This is a genomic window from Paenibacillus sambharensis (assembly GCF_003233845.1).
Taxonomy (GTDB): domain Bacteria; phylum Bacillota; class Bacilli; order Paenibacillales; family Paenibacillaceae; genus Paenibacillus_I; species Paenibacillus_I sambharensis.
In genome coordinates this window covers 85,414-102,810 of sequence record NZ_QKRB01000006.1, presented here as the reverse complement: position 1 = coordinate 102,810, position 17,397 = coordinate 85,414, and the positions used below count along the sequence as shown (strand labels likewise).

At 54.9% G+C, this 17,397-nt stretch carries 13 protein-coding genes and 1 riboswitch; of the genes, 3 read left to right on the top strand and 10 right to left on the bottom strand.

Annotation, left to right across the window (positions count from 1 at the left end; all coding sequences use genetic code 11):
• Positions 1-13 precede the first annotated feature (13 nt).
• From rpiB to spoIIR, 5 genes are all read right to left on the bottom strand, one after another.
• Positions 14-472: a ribose 5-phosphate isomerase B gene (rpiB, locus tag DNH61_RS00475; protein ID WP_111144735.1), complete on the bottom strand. Its 459-nt coding sequence runs from the start codon at positions 470-472 to the stop codon at positions 14-16.
• A gap of 126 nt (positions 473-598) precedes the next feature.
• Positions 599-679, bottom strand: a riboswitch (ZMP/ZTP riboswitch).
• Between the two features lie 41 nt (positions 680-720).
• Positions 721-1,323, bottom strand: a complete 603-nt coding sequence (locus tag DNH61_RS00470) for a low molecular weight protein arginine phosphatase (protein WP_111144734.1) — start codon at positions 1,321-1,323, stop codon at positions 721-723.
• A gap of 61 nt (positions 1,324-1,384) precedes the next feature.
• Positions 1,385-1,957: a manganese efflux pump MntP gene (locus tag DNH61_RS00465; RefSeq protein ID WP_111144733.1), complete on the bottom strand. Its 573-nt coding sequence runs from the start codon at positions 1,955-1,957 to the stop codon at positions 1,385-1,387.
• Positions 1,958-2,046: 89 nt separating this feature from the next.
• The gene (locus DNH61_RS00460) at positions 2,047-3,117 is read right to left on the bottom strand and encodes an L-threonylcarbamoyladenylate synthase (RefSeq protein WP_111144849.1); all 1,071 of its coding nucleotides are present in this window, start codon (positions 3,115-3,117) and stop codon (positions 2,047-2,049) included.
• Between the two features lie 109 nt (positions 3,118-3,226).
• Positions 3,227-3,928: a stage II sporulation protein R gene (gene spoIIR / locus DNH61_RS00455; protein WP_111144732.1), complete on the bottom strand. Its 702-nt coding sequence runs from the start codon at positions 3,926-3,928 to the stop codon at positions 3,227-3,229.
• 205 nt (positions 3,929-4,133) lie between these two features.
• Here spoIIR and DNH61_RS00450 point away from each other — a divergent pair, with 205 nt between their 5' ends.
• Complete coding sequence (locus DNH61_RS00450; RefSeq protein WP_111144731.1) at positions 4,134-4,838, top strand: response regulator transcription factor; 705 nt, start codon at positions 4,134-4,136, stop codon at positions 4,836-4,838.
• 11 nt (positions 4,839-4,849) lie between these two features.
• On the top strand, positions 4,850-6,499 hold the full coding sequence (locus tag DNH61_RS00445; protein ID WP_111144730.1) for an ATP-binding protein: 1,650 nt from the start codon (positions 4,850-4,852) through the stop codon (positions 6,497-6,499).
• A gap of 103 nt (positions 6,500-6,602) precedes the next feature.
• Here the strand turns inward: DNH61_RS00445 and prmC are convergent, their stop codons facing one another.
• The 4 genes from prmC to DNH61_RS00425 form a co-directional block, all read right to left on the bottom strand.
• On the bottom strand, positions 6,603-7,592 hold the full coding sequence (gene prmC / locus DNH61_RS00440; protein WP_181438523.1) for a peptide chain release factor N(5)-glutamine methyltransferase: 990 nt from the start codon (positions 7,590-7,592) through the stop codon (positions 6,603-6,605).
• 37 nt (positions 7,593-7,629) lie between these two features.
• On the bottom strand, positions 7,630-8,709 hold the full coding sequence (prfA, locus tag DNH61_RS00435) for a peptide chain release factor 1 (protein WP_111144847.1): 1,080 nt from the start codon (positions 8,707-8,709) through the stop codon (positions 7,630-7,632).
• Positions 8,710-8,892: 183 nt separating this feature from the next.
• Positions 8,893-9,993: a redox-regulated ATPase YchF gene (gene ychF, locus DNH61_RS00430; protein WP_111144729.1), complete on the bottom strand. Its 1,101-nt coding sequence runs from the start codon at positions 9,991-9,993 to the stop codon at positions 8,893-8,895.
• A 125-nt stretch (positions 9,994-10,118) separates the two neighbouring features.
• Positions 10,119-11,099, bottom strand: a complete 981-nt coding sequence (locus tag DNH61_RS00425; protein ID WP_111144728.1) for a DUF6612 family protein — start codon at positions 11,097-11,099, stop codon at positions 10,119-10,121.
• Positions 11,100-11,304: 205 nt separating this feature from the next.
• On the opposite strand from DNH61_RS00425, the gene DNH61_RS26170 reads away from it, so the two are divergent.
• Positions 11,305-11,448, top strand: coding sequence for a hypothetical protein (locus DNH61_RS26170; protein ID WP_181438522.1), 144 nt, complete (start codon positions 11,305-11,307; stop codon positions 11,446-11,448).
• Positions 11,449-11,588: 140 nt separating this feature from the next.
• On the opposite strand, the gene DNH61_RS26925 is transcribed toward DNH61_RS26170, so the two are convergent.
• Positions 11,589-17,003: a LamG-like jellyroll fold domain-containing protein gene (locus DNH61_RS26925; protein ID WP_111144727.1), complete on the bottom strand. Its 5,415-nt coding sequence runs from the start codon at positions 17,001-17,003 to the stop codon at positions 11,589-11,591.
• Positions 17,004-17,397 lie beyond the last annotated feature (394 nt).

Here is a 17,397-nt window from a genome sequence, read left to right as displayed (position 1 = left end):
GGATCACCTCCGCTTACGGATGGATCGTATATTTCTCTTCCAGCGCCTTCACCTTGCCAATCCGGCCCGCATGACGCTCGCCATTCGAGAATGGCGTCTCGATCCAGATGCGGACAATTTCCTGTGCCAGGCCTGGCCCGATTACACGCTCGCCCATAGCCAGAACATTCGTATCGTTATGCTCCCTGGTCGCTTTGGCTGAGAACATATCGTGCACCAGAGCGCAGCGGATGCCAGGCATCTTGTTGGCTGCAATCGACATGCCGATCCCTGTGCCGCAGATCAGAATCCCGCGCTCCGCCCGTCCTTCTGTTACCGCTTCGCATACCGGGATCGCGTAATCCGGATAATCGACCGATTGACTGCAGTCACAGCCGAAATCTTCAATCTCGTGTCCCATTTCACGAAGCATCGGAACGATCTCATCCTTCAAACGGTAGCCTGCGTGGTCTGCGCCTATTGCAATTTTCATCTGTTTAGTACCTCCTGATTATTGTTATGCTGCATTCATGAAGCGTCCTTTAACAATTCAGGCTTATTATACCTTAAACCATGTCCAAAAGAACAAAAAAAGAGCAAGACATGTCGAAGACATGCTGCTCTTTGCCCAGGCGACCGGCCGTATGTTCCGATGCTCCACCGTGGTTACCCACTTCCGTCGCCAGTCACATCGGATCTTGAAATTCATTATCTTCATCATAACGGAAACATCAGGCAAAATCAATCGTTCTTTGCCCGGTGGCCCATTCCCAGCAGCAGCTTGTCCAGCAGCTTATCAACGGCTCCCGTGAGCTCATCGGCCACTTGACGGTACCGCTCCAGCGAGCCGCCAAACGGATCGGCGATATCGAAGCTCGGAATCTGCTGCTCCAGCTGCAGAAGCCGCGCCCGCTCCTCATCCGACAGCTGCTCCCCGAGCACCTGCTTGACCTGCCATTCCGAATACAGCCGTTCAAGCTCACTGATATCCGACATAACATCCTTGCGGTCTTCCACATACTCCATCAGCGTGTGCGTCTTCTCCACCGCTACCGGAAACCGCTCAATGAGATTGCGCTTATGACTGGTCGTCATCGCCAGAATAAGATCAGCCCAGTCAATCAGCTGGCCCGTAACCGCATGGGATGAACCGGCGTGGGTGATGTTTCTCGCCCGCAGCGTTTCCGCCGCATGCGGAGAAACCGGTAAGCCGTCGACCGTCGAAACGCCTGCCGAGCGTACCTCTACCTCAATGCCCCTCGCTTTGGCCCGCTCTCTAAGCAGGGCTTCCGCCATCGGACTGCGGCAGGTGTTGCCAGTGCATACGAACAAGATACGTATCACAGCTGCACATCCCCCTTTCAGTCGCTATGCTTTACACGTTATTGTACCTTACCACATCATATTATATTAAAAACAGAATGCCAAATGCGAATAAAATAATGCCCCCGCAGGCTTCCCCGTATTCACCCAGGCTGCGGCTGACACGCCGGCCCAGCAGCAGCCCCATAATGGACATGATCCCGCCAAACAGCCCGAACATCAACACCGTTGTGACCACATCAGTCGCAAACATGCCGAGCGATACCCCCACCGAGAACGAGTCAATGCTGACGCTGAGGGAGAAGAGCAGCATGCCCCATGCCGTCCTGTGGTCAAATGACTGCACCGCGTCCCCGCGCAGCGAGCTGTAGATCATGTGACCGCCAAGCAGGAGCAGAAGGGCGCCGCCCGCCTTGACAGCCACGCCTCCCAGCAGGCTGCCGACATACTGGCCCATGAACATGCCCATCAGCGGCATCACAACATGGAAGAAGGCGATCAGCAGGCTTAATTTCACTATATCCAGTTTGCGTATCCCTTTAAGTCCGATGCCAATGCCGAGCGAGAAAGCGTCCATTCCGAGGGCAACTGCCATCACAACGATTGTCATCAGCTGCCCGGCAGCGACCGATGTTCCCAATACAGCTCCATCCATTCCCGTATCTCTCCTTGTCCGCAGCATTCTCTACCCAATGTATGCGGACAAGGCGCCGTTCATGACGGGGCCTGTTGTTCACGTTCTCTCTAAACCTGAATCAATCTGCCTCCCGCCGCCTTCGTCAGACGGTTCATGAGGGCAGCGCCGATCCCCTCCTGCGGACAGGCTTCGGCCCATATTTCTTCGATTCCCAGCTTATCAAATGTCCGAAGAGCATCATACAGGGTGCGTGCAGCATCAGCCGGACGGCCAAGACTGCCAAGCACAAGGACGGCATCCGCCTCATAAGCTGCCGCATGCTCTTCATACACCAATATTCCCGTACGCCTGCCTTCAGCGGCAGCCATCGCAGCTTCCTTCATAATATAGCCGCTTACTGCTTCCGGCTCGCCGGCTACCAGGGTCATGCTGCCCGCAGGCGCATAATGCGTATATTTCATGCCCGGAGACCGCGGAGCTTCCGGCTGGCCGGACCGCTCGCCTGCCGCACCTTCGTCCTGCTCAACCACCTCGCAACCGCCCGCTGCTGCCAGTTCCTCTGCTGTCACACTGCCCGGACGAAGAATGCGAATGCACCCTTCCGAAACTTCCACCACCGTAGATTCCAGGCCGACAGCAGCGGGACCACCGTCTACCAGACCGTCAATCCGGCTCTCCAGATCCTCCTGCACATGCTCCGCGCGGGTGGGACTCGGCCTTCCCGAACGGTTAGCGCTTGGGGCTGCGATCGGGCACCCTGCGGCGGCAATGAGCTTAAGAGCCGTCTCATGTGCCGGCATGCGTACAGCTACCGTATCTAGACCAGCTGTAACCCGCGGCGACACCGCCCCTTCCAGCGCTGGAAGCACAATCGTAAGGGGCCCTGGCCAAAAAGCGGCCATCAGCTTGGCAGCTGTGCCGCTGTAAGGCTTAACAATGGGCTCCAGCTGTCTCTCGTCCGCAATATGCACGATCAGCGGGTTGTCGGAAGGCCTTCCCTTGGCCGCGAAGACCCGCTCCACCGCCTCCGTATTGGCCGCGTCGCAGCCAAGTCCATACACCGTCTCGGTCGGAAAAGCTACAATCCCGCCTGTCCCGAGCAGCTCACCCGCTTCTGTAATGGCCGCCCTGGCTTCCGGGCTTTCAGAACCATTTTCCGGTATTCTCCATAACTTCATCTTCCGCTCTGTCAAAGCCTGTTTCACTCCGAATCGTCAAGTTGAATTGCGACTCCATTATATCACAATCTATCAGCAAGCCCTGACAGGTTTTGCCTTCTGCTCTGTTTTAGCCAAACAGATTCCGGAAGAAATCGCCGATTGCTTGAAGCATCTCCCAAAGGAAGAACTTTACCTCCGGCTCTTCTCCCGATTGAACAGCCGCGGTCTCTGCTCCTTCCTGCTCTCCTGATGCTCCTTGAACAGCTGCGGCTGAGGCTGCTACAGCGGGTCCATCCGTCGCTTCACCGCTTACTGCATCCACGAAGCAAAGCGGGGGAAACAGCACGCACCACCAGTTCTGGCCCTCGCCCGCACCGAGTGTAATGCGCAGCGCTTCATAGTCGCCCGCCGGATATACGCGGCTGCCGTACATTTTGGTAGGGAACGGAACCTCTGCCAGCTCCGCATGCACAGCATACGTGAATCCCCGCTCAGCCAGCTCTTGACGAACCAGCGTTTCAATCTCATCAAGACGGCCGCCAATAACTTGGCGCGCTTCCTCAATTGAGGACATGCCGGCCGTATAACGCTCCATATCGGCCACCACCGCATCACGCACATGCCGTTTGACAGCCTGGTCGGCAGGGGAATCGGAATTGGCAAGTATGCGGAGCCGGATCGACTCCTCCGGTATGGCGCCGCTCGCCAGAGCAGCGTCAGACTTCAGGCTTTCCCACGACATAACTAGCAGCATAAGTGCAAGAATCAGATAACCATAAGAAGCACGGTAGCGAACTGGGAATGAAATAATATGATTGCGGATGACCATGACACAAGCCCCTCTTTCATGCGCCCGTCGGCGGCATTAGCTTGCGTTCCGGAACGGCTCTATCACCAGTATGCCCGGGTCCCGAATCTTTAAACCTAGCAGCTGTCATATCAAATACTATCGTTACGGATTCCTTATAGATTCTAAATATTTGCGTGGTAGACTCAACGTAAAATCCGTAACCTCTAAGGAGTTCAGCGAACGCATGAAGAAGATTTTACTTGTAGAAGACGACAGCAGCATTGCGGATATGATCTCGATTTACCTGCGGGAGGAAGGTTACTCTGTCATAAGTGCCATGGACGGTGCATCCGCCCGCAGGGCTCTTGCTGCTACCGCAGCCGATCTGATTATTCTGGATATCATGCTGCCGGATACTGATGGCATGACACTATGCGCGGAAATCCGTTCCGTCTCGGACATTCCCATTCTAATGCTCTCAGCCAGGCAGGATGTCAACGACCGGGTCGAGGCCCTCTTTACCGGAGCAGACGATTACCTGCCCAAGCCCTTCAGCATGCGTGAGCTCGCGGCACGGGTTGAAGCACTTCTTCGCCGGGCCAACTACTCACCGCACGCAGTAGGTCTCAACAGCGGCTCCGCGCTCACCCTCGACACCAGCCGCAGGAAGCTGTTTCACAATGGCAAGCCTGTCGAGACGACGTATCATGAATTTGAGCTGATGCGTATCTTTCTTCTGGCGCCTGGCAAGGTATTCAGCAGAGAAGAGCTGCTGCGAAAAATCAAAGGGCCGCAGGTTCCCGTAACGGACCGGGCAATCGACGTGCATATTACAAATCTACGCAAGAAGCTCGAAGCTAACCCCAAGTACCCGCGCTATATCAAGACCGTCTGGGGCATCGGGTACAAGTATAACGCCGAGCATTATCAACAAGGATTGTTCGGATAGGAGAAGCTAGTATGGTTGACATGGCGTACGATCTGTTAGCAAGCAGCGCCCTGCTTATCGCTTATTACCTGCTCGCCGGACACGCCCTGAAGCAGCTGGTTCTTGCCCCGCAGTCGCTGTGGGCGCGGGGTGGTTCGGGTTTGCTGGCCGGCGGGCTGGGTGTGCTTCTAATGCATTTTGCAATCGAAATCGAGCCCGGGACGATCGTGGACCTCCGCATTGTTGTCCTTGTTCTGTCTGCCGTCTATGCAGGATGGCCTGCTGTCCTCACCTGTGCTGCCGTCCTAATCACAGGGCGGCTGGTGCTGTTCCCGTATGAGGACTTCTATCTGCCGGCCGCACACCTGCTCAGCACGGCTGTCTTAAGCAGTACGGCTGCCGGCCTCTTCCGCCAGCGCTCAGTATGGCTGCGCTGGTTTCTTGCAACGACTGCTTCGGTTATAACCGGCAGCATCGCACTCTACCTTCAAGTCCCGGCTCACGGGAAGCTGACCCAGGTCATCGCAGCACTATCATTGCTTGCTTACTCGGTTGGCGCGCTCCTCATGCTGCTCATTGAATCTATTCGCAAAGCTGATTCGCAAAGCAGCATGCTTAGAAGGATATTGAAGACAAGCTGTGAAGGAGCTGTCATTTGTGACGCAGAGGGCCGTATTGTGTACCGGAATGCGAGAATCAGGGAATACTTCGGTGAGCAGATGCAGGTTGGCAGCCAAATAACCACCGCCTGGGCAGATATGGGCATAACCGGCGAACATGGCCCTGCCGTCGGCCAGACAGTAGCCCGCTTCCTAAGCGGCGGAGAATCCATGCTGCGCGAGCAGTTCGCTTACCAGCGGCCCACCGGCCAGACCGGCGACTCCGCTGTCCGCCGGCATTTTGAATTGTATGCTGCCCATGCGCAAGACGGGAACAGCGGCCCTGCCGGGGAGCACATCTTCTTCTTCCGGGACCGGAGCGAAGAAGAGCATCTGCAGACGCTCAAGAACGAGATGGTCGGCGTCGTGACTCACGAGCTGAAGACCCCGCTCACAGGTATTATTGGCTTTACGGAGATGATGCTGGATGCTCCGCTTGGTGAGGATAGACAGCGCTACTATCTGGAGACCATCCATAAGGAAGCCACCAAGCTGAACCGGCTGATCCACGATTATCTCGATCTCCGCCGGATGGAGGAAGGCCAGCTGATCTTCCGGTTCGAGCCGGTCGATATCGGCAGCCTGCTGGAAGATACGGTAGACAGCTGGAATGTTCGGGCAGGCGGCCGCATCGTCTGGAATCCGCAGGAGATTGATGCAGCGGTATACGCCGACCCGGTTAAGCTCATCCAGGCGGTCGACAACCTGATCAGCAATGCGGTCAAGTATTCGCCAGACACTGCAGCCGTCCGTGTCAGCTGTGAGGTTAGCCGTACAGCTGTATCCATCCGTGTTGCAGATGATGGACTTGGCATTCCAGCGGACGCCCACGAACGGTTATATGATAAGTTCTACCGGGTAGATACGATAGAGCGCCGCCACATTAGCGGCACAGGGCTCGGCCTGTCTATCGTAAAGGAAATCGCAGCAGCGCATGGCGGTTCCATCAGCTTTATCTCTAATCCCGGCAAGGGCAGCACCTTCACGCTCGCATTGAAGCGAATGCGGGAAGAGGAACTTTAGCGAGCCCAGCACCGCTTAGCAGCAGGAAAATAAAACAACCTTCAGCCCGCTGCTTCAGCAGGTTGAAGGTTGTTTGGTTTAACAGGCACAGCCCCGAGTGCTGTCAGTTATCGAAGGAGCTGGTACGCAAAGCTATAACGTGGCGGCCAATACCCGCATAATCGTCAACAATCCGAATCTCATTCCACCAGCGGGTATCCATCATCATACGTGCTACCTCATGCGCCTGGCCCTGTCCAAGCTCAAATGCCGCAATAGCCGGGACCGCCGCCATATCCTTCATCTGCTTCAGCATTCTCCGGTAGGGGTTCAGCCCATCCTCCCCGCCATCAAGGGCCAGCCTTGGCTCATAGTCACGGACTTCCCGCTGCAGTCCCTCAATGTCTCCGGCTGGAATGTAAGGCGGGTTTGAGACCAGGATGTCGACTGCAAGCGGCGGCGAAGCCGCTGTCACTGGCTCAAGCAGGTCCCCCTGCAGCCAGAGCATCCGGTCTTCGGCACCATGGCGCTTCGCATTGGCATGCGCCACCTGTAGCGCTTCACTGGACAAGTCGGTAGCACAGACCTGCCACTCCGGACGCTGAACGGCCAGCGTCACCGCGATAGCTCCGCTCCCTGTGCCGACATCAACCGCTCTCAGTGCTTTCCTGCCCTTCCCTTGCCGCTCACCTGCTTCCGGTATCTCCTGTTCGTCCTCTGAAGCAGCAGGCCACAGCCGGTCAGCTGCCGCCAACACCGCTTCGACGAGCAGCTCCGTTTCGGGACGCGGAATCAGGACAGCAGGCGTCACCTGGAAAGGCAGTCCGTAGAACCACTGCTCGCCCATAATATATTGGACCGGCTCCCCCTCAGCCTTGCGCTGCACCAGCTGCGCCCACACAGCTTCATTCCCGGCAGGGAATGGATCGCGCCAGTCACGAAGCAGCGCAGACTTCTCCATTCCGAGCAGGTGCATCAGCAGCAGCTCTGCATTCGGCCGGGCCTCCCCGACGCCTGCCTCCTCCAAAAAACAAGAAGCCTGCACGCAGGCTTCTCCAATCGTCCTATTCGGCTCCGGCGTGAACCGCCGGTCCGGCATCTCTTGCTTTACCATCCGGTCAATCCTCCTGAAGACGCTGCAATCCGTGCTCTTACACGGTTGCGGAATTTTCTCTCTCTAGCAGCTCAGTCTGCTCAGCCAGTGTCAGGGCATTCACAATCTCGCCCATGTCGCCGTTCATTACCGAATCCAGCTTATGAAGCGTCAGGCCGATCCGGTGGTCGGTCACACGGCTCTGCGGGAAGTTGTACGTCCGAATCCGTTCACTGCGGTCGCCTGTACCCACCTTGCTCTTCCGCTCACCCGCATACTTCGCTTCCTCTTCCTGACGGCGGATATCGTAAATCCGGGCACGAAGCACCTGCAGTGCCTTCTGCTTGTTGTCATTCTGCGATTTGCCGTCCTGACAGGTTGCCATAATCCCCGTCGGGATATGCGTCACGCGCACCGCCGACTTCGTCGTATTAACGGACTGGCCGCCAGCACCGCTGGAGCAGAACGTATCAACCCGGATATCCTTATCCAGAATCTCGATCTCTACATCTTCAACTTCCGGCATAACGGCTACCGTGGAGGTTGAAGTATGAATACGTCCGCCCGACTCCGTTACCGGAATCCGCTGCACACGATGTGCGCCGCTCTCATATTTCAGCTTGCTGTATGCACCCTTGCCAGCCACCATGAAGATAATTTCCTTGAAGCCGCCGAGGTCATTCTCATTCGCTTCCAGCACTTCGACACGCCAGCCCTGGGAATCGGCAAACCGGGTGTACATCCGGTAGAGGTCGGAAGCGAACAGTGCCGCTTCATCACCGCCAGCCGCGCCGCGAACCTCAACGATAACGTTCTTGTCATCGTTAGGGTCCTTCGGCAGCATCAGAACCCGGATACGCTCCTCCAGCTCTGTCTGCCGCCCGGACAATTCCTCGATCTCCATCTTGACCATCTCGCGCATCTCATCGTCCAGCTTCTCCGCCTGCATTGCCTTGGCATCCTGAAGCTGGGTTGTGACTTCCTTATATTCATTAAAAGCATTGTAAGCGTCCTGGAGATCCGACTGCTCCTTCGAGTAGTCGCGCAGCTTCTTCGGATCAGCAGCCACATCCGGATCGCAGAGCAGCTCGCTCAATTTCTCATATCGGTCCGCCAGTGCCTGTAAACGGTCCAGCATCATATATAAACACCCCTACTAAACATATATTCCGTCCCTTTATTATACCACAAATCCAGCATGAGCGTCCCTATTTTCCTTACCCGCCGCAGCCGCTGCGCTAACCTGCAGAAAGCCCCCTCCCTTAAGGCCGGGAGAGGGCTGTCCATCTGCCATACCGCTGTCATACATAAGCGATCATTATTATACGTTAAACCGGAAGTGCATAACATCGCCGTCCTGCACGATGTACTCCTTGCCTTCAAGCCGGAGCTGCCCCTTCTCCTTGGCGGCGTTCATCGAGCCTGCCGCAATAAGATCGTTATAGGACACAACCTCCGCACGGATAAAGCCGCGCTCAAAGTCGGTGTGAATAACGCCCGCAGCCTGCGGCGCCTTCATGCCCTTGCGGATCGTCCACGCACGGACTTCCTGTACGCCTGCTGTGAAATAGGTATACAAGCCAAGCAGCTTGTACGCCGCCTTAATCAACCGGTTAAGGCCGGATTCCTCAAGACCAAGCTCCTCCAGGAACATCGCCTTGTCCTCGCCCTCAAGCTCCGCAATCTCTGCTTCCACCTTCGCGCTGATCGGCACAACCTCTGCTCCCTCGGCAGCCGCGAATTCACGCACCTGCTGAACGTAAGGGTTCGCGTCAGCATTGGCCACTTCTGCCTCGCTGACGTTGGCCGCGTACAGTACGGGCTTGCTTGTAATAAGATGCAGCTCGCGGATCAGCAGCTTCTCATCGTCGCTTAGCTCCACGCTGCGCACAGGCTGATCGTTGTAGAGTGATTCCTTCACGCGCTCGAGCACTTCAACCTCCTGCGCAACCTTCTTGTCGCCGCCCTTCATGTTCTTGCGGCTGCGCTCCAGTCTGCGGTCGACCGAATCGATGTCTGCCAGGATGAGCTCCAGATTAATCGTCTGGATATCGCTGAGCGGATCAACCTTGCCGGAGACATGGGTAATATTCTCGTCCTGGAAGCAGCGGACCACATGAACGATCGCATCCACTTCGCGGATGTGGGCCAGAAACTTGTTGCCAAGTCCCTCTCCCTTACTTGCTCCGGCAACCAGTCCGGCAATATCTACAAATTCGAATGCGGTAGGCACCGTCTTGTTCGGTACAACCAGCTCCGTCAGCTTGTCCAGACGCTCGTCCGGCACTTCCACCACGCCGACATTCGGATCGATTGTACAGAACGGATAGTTCGCCGATTCCGCACCCGCTTGCGTAATCGCGTTAAACAGGGTCGATTTGCCGACGTTCGGCAGACCGACGATTCCACAGGAGAGTGGCATCTATGAACACTCCTCATCATCTTGAATAATCTTTCGCCATTATACCCGAAGGGCAGAGACAATGAAAGCCCCCGCCGCAAGCGGGCGCTTGCGGCGGGGGCCAAAACTCTAGTCTGGTTAGCAGATCACGGCTGCTGCTCCGCTCCTTCGGATGCCGGCTCGTCATCAGCAGCTCCATCTCCTCCGGCGTTCCCGGAACCATCTGTGCCATTAAGACCTTCTTGGCCTTGGAGGCCTTCCAGCTCCTCTTCCAGCCCCTCGAGATTCTCAAGCTCCTCCAGGTCTTCCGGACTTATGGATGGGTCAAGCTCGGGAGCCTCCAAGGCATCCTCCGGCACCTCGATTGGCGTTATCGCGTTGAACTTGCTGTAATCAGCTGTAAGCTGCTGGGTCATCTCCATCGGCGAGCCGGGATCTATAGCCAGTGTCATGTCCGTATCGACATACAGTTTCACCGGATAATACGTTTCCGCATCCAGCGTCACCTGGTACACCAAACGGTTGATCTTGATGCTGTCCTTAATGTTAGCCAGGAACTCAGCTCCTCCAAAGGTGCTCTCCAGCAGGTCCTGGAGCAGCTCAATGCCCGTTTCCTCCGCCCCTTCGCGGAGGCTAAGCACATACACACCCTCCTGACTCTCTACCTCAAAATCCGCCGCGGCCTTGTGAAGCCGTTCAGCCTGGGCTTTCAGGTTGATCTGAAAATCGGACAGCGCCCCGCGGACCAGCTCAATCTCAGACTGCGGCAGCTGATTCCATACCCCGATGGACAGATCCTTTATATAATATTTCTCCGGAGTTAGAATCGTCTTGTAGACCGTTTCCTCTCCGCCATACTGGCTGGTTACCGTCTGCTGCATCTGGAACGGCTCCACCTCTACACTCGACCGTGATGAAGCCGAGAAGGTCTCCTGGCCGCTGCCGGTATCCAGATCCTGCTTCAGCTCCATAGCCAGCGCATAGCTCTCCACCTTACCCACCGCTTCCTGAGACCTGCTGAGCAGCTCGTCCGCCTGCAAGCCTTGTTCCTTCTCTTCCGTACACGCCGTTAGCATCAATGCCATTAGGGCAACAACTGCAATCCATAGCTTCGATCTTGTATTCATTCTGCCTCCGTTCTCATTAGGGCCCTGTTATCGGTGAGGCCTCTTGTAGTGACCAGTATAACGATTGTAAACCATGCCGTGCAAGCCGGCTGCGGACAGTGCAGTGGGCGGGGGACGAAACACTGGAATCAATTCCTACTAATGGCTGGGCCCGGCCCCGGATATACTCCAGATGTAACCCACACCATAAGAGGAGGCGATTCCTATGGAAAACAAAACCCATAAAGGTAATTACAAGGGCACTACGAACATGCATGCCAAGAATCAGGACATGGCGTTCGTCAACGATACGATCGAAGGATCGGAAACCGTCAGCAATTTCAGCAACAAGAATAAGAAACATAAGTAATACCGGCCGCCTGCTGCCTGTCTACTGCCAACTGCAAGCATCCAAAGATTTACTTACCCGCATTCCGGGCCTAAAAAACCGCCTGACCGCAGCTTTCCATTATCGGAAAAACTGCAGCCAGGCGGCTGTTCAAGCTTGTATTATGGTGCTGCAACTCCCGCCAGCACGCGAATGTCTGCCGCGGTCAGCGCTTTACCGTACATCCGGAACTCATCCATCGCACCGTTAAAGTTCTGATTCCAGAAGTTTCCGCCGAGGAAGTGTTCGTTGAACTGTCCGGCTGGTCTCACATTGGAGGCCCCGCGGGCAACCTCAACACCATTCAGATAGAGGACTGTGTCGCCGCCCGGTGTTACCGTCATCGCCACATGCGCCCACACGCCTACAGGCAGCTGGCTCTGCGATGGCAGATACGGATTACCGATAAACACACGAGTTTGATCGTTCAATCCAAGGTTCAGAAAGTAATTCGCCGGGTCGTCTACACCTACAAATGTATCGCTGAAGTAGATGCTGGACCACGTCTGCGACCAGTCAGTCGTCGCGCCGTTCCATTTCACCCAGGATGCAACCGTGTAGGCCTGGTCGCTCCGGATCAGGTTGTTCGGCAGCTGGACCGGAATATTATCGAATGGTCTGTCTGTCGTAGCCTTCAGGAATTGCGCCGCCTGACCGCTGCGACCTGGCACATACTCTACTCGTCCGTTCTTCACTGTGCCGTTGTTGCCGCTGCCGCTGCTGTCATTCACATTATTTTCAAAGTTCAGCAGCACGATCAGATCTTGAGCCGGGTCAAAGGCCGGAGCTGTCGCTCTTACTGTAATCGTTGCTACAGCAGATTGGGAAGGGTCCGCTACCGATACCGCCTGAATGACAGCCGTGCCTTCTCCTACTGCCGTCACGACACCGTTCTGATCCACGGTTGCCACATGCTCTTTATCCGAGCTCCACACAACCGCTTTGTTCGCCGTGATCCCCTTCGTCTCGCCAATCAGCAGGGACGCTGCTGTTGTATCAAGCAGCACAGCCTGTACTCCCTTGTACTGCGCTTGTACCTGCTCTAGCGTAAGCGCACGGTTATAGATTTTCAACTCGTCCATCAAGCCGTTGTAAGGGGCATCTTCAAAGTAGTTAACACCCAGACCGAAGACTCCGGTTCCATCCTTGAAGATATCCGGGAATCCGGTTCCTGAGAACTTCTGTACGCCGTTGATATATACCTTTACTGCTCCATTGTCTACCGTGAAGGCCACATGCGACCATTGGTCCGTGCTGATTCTGATGCCGGTAACCGCGTCGTACCAAGTCGTTCCCGACCACAGCATCGTATCGCCTGACCCGCCTCTTGGCACGAGACTGATCCAGCTGTCCGCCGTCTGTGCGCCGAAGAATGCCGGTGTATAGCTTGTAATCGCGGCCGGCTTCAGCCACATCGAGACGGAGTAGACGCTGCCGTCAATTACGCCGTTAGGCAATCTTACGCCAGAAGTCCCGTTGAATACGGCCGCCTGACCATCGATGCCTTGTGCGTACGTCATGCTGCCGCCCGTATTGTTCACCTTGTTGCCTGTAACTGTGCCTGCACCCAGCTGTCCAAGGCTGTCCGTCAGATCGCCTTCGAATGCCAAGTGAGCAAGGATGCCGTCATTGACGGTAATGGAATAAGATGCTGTTGCACCGCCTCCATCGACTGCTGCAGCTTGAATGGTTGTCGTACCTACCGCTACGCCTGTTACCCGGCCTGTCGCAGCGTCTACTGCTGCAATACCAGGGTCTGCAGATGACCAGATAACCGCTTTATTCCCTGCATTAGCCGGCAGAACGGTTACGGACGGCGTGAAGCTCGCGCCAACCGCCAGCTTGCTCGGGATATGGCCATATTGGATCTCTGCAAGCTTTACGTTCAGGTCAGGCTCACCGTTAACAACCCATCCAATTGCCTCCGGAGACAGCGCTCTTTCGTAAATGCGAACTTCATCCATCATCCCGACGAACGGGCTATCCCAGTAGTTTACACCTAGCCCGAAAGCGGCGTTAGCTGTATCAAAGATATTCGGGAAGTCAGTGCCGGAGAATTTCTCCACGCCGTTCACAAATACCTTGATCGTTCCTTCATCAACCGTGAAGGCAACATGCGTCCACTGATTGACCGGAATCTTCATACCTGTGCTTGCATCATACCAAGCCGTGCCCGACCACAACATCGTATTGTTTAATGCAGGTCCTCTTGTCACGAAGCTGATCCACTTGCTGTCCGAGCTTGCGCCGAAGAATGTTGGTGCGATATAGGTCTCCTCAGCCGGGTTCAGCCACATGGACACCGTATACTTGTTGCTTGCAATCAGGCCGTCTGGAAGACGGATGCCTGAGGCTCCGTTGAATACAGTTGCCTGCCCTTTAATACCTGTGCCATACGTTATCGTACCGCCGGTATTATTAATACGGTTGCCGGTAATCGTACCTGCGCTCACGCGGCCATCCGCTTCATTCAGATTGTTCTCGAAATCATATTTTGCAACTAAGCCGTCTTCCAGCTGGGAAGCCGCCTGCTGCTGAACCACTGCTGTGAAGTTCTTCGTTGCTTTCGCAATGCCTGACGTAATGGTAGCCGTCAGCTCCACTGTCGCATTGCCTTCACCAGGAAGCGGACGGGTTACGGTTCCATCTACCGCAATGACTGCCGGATTAGAGGAAGACCATGTAATCACTGCACCTCGTGCGCCCTGAACTGGAAGTGCGATATCGGTGTAAACCCGGCTCGTATTGCCCAGGCTCAGACCGCTAGTAATGTTGGCCACAAGCTCGGCATCGCCAACAAGATTTGTCATGCTGCCCCAGACCGCAACTCCTTTACCCGACAAGGCAGTGAATGCTGTAACATAAGCCTTGCTGGTTGCGTCCCACTGCTTGACGAATACACCTTTGTAGAGAGTTGGCACAACTTGGCCGTCAACTGTCTCATTAAGAGTCAGCTCGGCATAGTAGTCACCCTTTAGCTGCCAAGTACCTGTTGCTGCACCTGTTACCGTACCGTCTGCAAGCAGCTTAATGGCAACCGTCGGCTGAATATCCTTCGTAATCTTCTTTCCGTGGTTCACATAATGATAGTCGCCTGGAATTTCAGCTGCATTTATCGCACCGATCGTTTCGCCAGTATAGCGATGAGGCGCGATAAGCGGCCAGCCGTCTTCATTCATGAACATCTGATGCACCCGCACCTCATGGCCTTCACCACGGTAAGGGAAGCGGCTGTGGAAGAAGTTGAACGTCTTGCCTGTTGATTCTTCATACAGCACCGAGTTATGGCCGGCTGATACATAGCCATAATCCGGGAAGTTAGCTGTTGCGTTCAGATTACTGAACAGGAAGTTCCCGAGCAGCTTTACGCCGTAAGGCTCAATCGCTTCATCCGCGAAGAACGAGCCCTGCGGACCATGCGAGTTGATCATATCCTTTCCTTCATAATCCTCATAAGGACCGTCGGGGTTAAGCGAACGAGCTACCCGCATATTGTAGCCGCCGAATGAATCCAGACCACCGAACGTTACATAGAGGTAGTAATAACCAGTCTCCGGATTGTAATTGATGTAAGGGGCTTCGATCCGGCTGTGGTTGCCGCCAAGCAGGCGCTTGCCATGCCCTTGGCCTTCAAGCGGGAAGCCGGTCTCCTTATTCATCTCCAGAATGAATATGCCTCCGGAGTACGAGCCGTATACCATCCACAGCTTGCCGTCCTTGTCGAAGAACACATTAGGGTCCACTGTGCTTGGATGAATCGTAGCGTCAAATGGCGTACCGTCCGTACTTAGACCCTTGCCTGATTTCAGGAATAACCCTTGATCCGTGTAAGGACCCTCAATGCTGTCAGCTGTTGCGATACCCATAGCTGAGAGCGGTTTACTTCCTTCGCTGGCATTGTAGTACATATAGTACTTGCCGTTCATTTTGATTACATCAGCTGCCCAGAGCGTCTTGGTCTCCGCCCATTGCAGCGCTTCTGCCAGTTCCTTCGTTACGTTCGGAATAATCTTGTTGTCGTCAGTGACATCTGTATCGATCAGATCCCAGCTCATCAGATCATTTGTTTTCGCCGCCGCAAGGTGGGAGCCGAATACATAGTAGGTTCCGTTATCCTTAATGATGGACGGGTCATGGACCGATACATTCTTGAAGACAGGTGCCGGTGTCTGCGGAGTTTCCGGTCCGGCAGGATTATCCGTTCCCGGAGTCGACGGAGCAGATGGAACCGTCACGACTGGACTAGTTGTCCCGCCAGGAGCTTCAGAGCCCGATTCCCGGACAATCTTGTCCCCGCTAGCCTTGTCGGCACTTGTAACTGTTCCCTTGCCGCTAACCGTAACCGAACCATTCGCTCCAACGGTCACGGATTGGACAGCTGCCCCTTCAGCTACATGCAGAGCCGTCTTCTGCTCCACTACCAGGCTCTTGATCAGCCCTTGGGTCAGCTTGACAGCAGGAACGGACACAGCCCGCACCTCAACGCGTTCGAAGGTTCCGGACAGTTCTATGGCCGCCCCTGCCGGGGTGCGCTCGCCAATGACTACCTGATCAAAGCCCTTGCCAGTCAATGCTGCCGTTTCGATCAGGCTGGCTCCGGAGACGACAGTCGTTAACCCGAGCTCAGTTGTTCCCGATGCCGTTACACGCACGCTGCCGCCCTTCTTGTTGACAATCACCTGGGTTGCACGCGTATCGTTTAGTACAACGCCTTCCTGGTCACCGCCCCCGTAGATGCGGATCGTCCCTTTAACTGTTACATTGCTAAGGTCGATAGCTCCCGCAATTCCTTCGGTCAGGTAGAGATCCCCTTCAATAACCGCATCCTTCAGCTGAATATCAGCCGTATTGATGACAACATTATGGGATATAACACCTGTGTAAGTCCCGGAGGACACCAGAATTTCACCAGCTGTGTTATCCATCATACGCAGTGCTTCCGCTCTGGTAATGCTGCGCTTCGGTTTGAAAGTGCTATCTCCGTAACCGTTTACAAAACCTTGGCTGATCATGGCGCCTACTGCATGCTTGCTCCACTCGCCAAGTGCTGCCACGTCAGTCAGCTTGCTCTCTTCAGAGCTTGTGCCCTGCAGCTCGAAGACACGGTACAGAATAACCGCAGCCTCTTCACGGCTGATCGGCTTCTCCGGCTTGAAAGTGCCATCGCTGTAACCGGAGATATACCCCGCTGCAACCGCTTTCTTCACTTCGCCATAGAAATAGCTAGATTCAGACAAGTCTGCGAACGCAGCCGTGCCCTCCGATTTGAAACCAAACACCCGGTTGAGCAGCGTAATAAACTCCGCCCTGGTAATCGATTGATTAGGCTTGAATGAACCATCTTTATAGCCGGTGATCAGCTGCTTGTCTGTCCAAGCGGTTATATCCTGTTCTGCCCAGTGTCCGGCTACATCTGTACCGGTACCGGCGGCGGATTGACCAGCTGAACTGCCGGCAGCTGCCGCTGCCAACTGTGCAGGGATAAGCAGCAGGACGGTAAGCATCATCGCTAAAGCTCGTTGTATTCTCTTGTTCACTTACTCATTCTCCTCCCGTGATGTATAGGCTCCCCCAAGGTCACATGCGCTTGATCTTCATGGATCACGCTCTTCTGCCTCCTTGCCCCATCAAGTAAATAAGCGCTTACATAAACGTCACTCCAACGTAACCATTGGACAGACACTTGGGCAACCTGTTAAATATTCGCAATATCATTAACTTATTATTACGGATATTAACAATTTAATATTACGCAGTATTAGCCGTTCAAGTCAATGGGAAAAAGGCGGTTTGACTATGTATTTTTTCGTAATGTTATGCAAATGAAATTAATATATAAATTAACAATATCCACAAAAAAATCCTGCCCGTTCCAGCTAACCCAGAAGGAGCTGTTACAGGCAGGATCTTGAGCGTTATACCGGACAATCA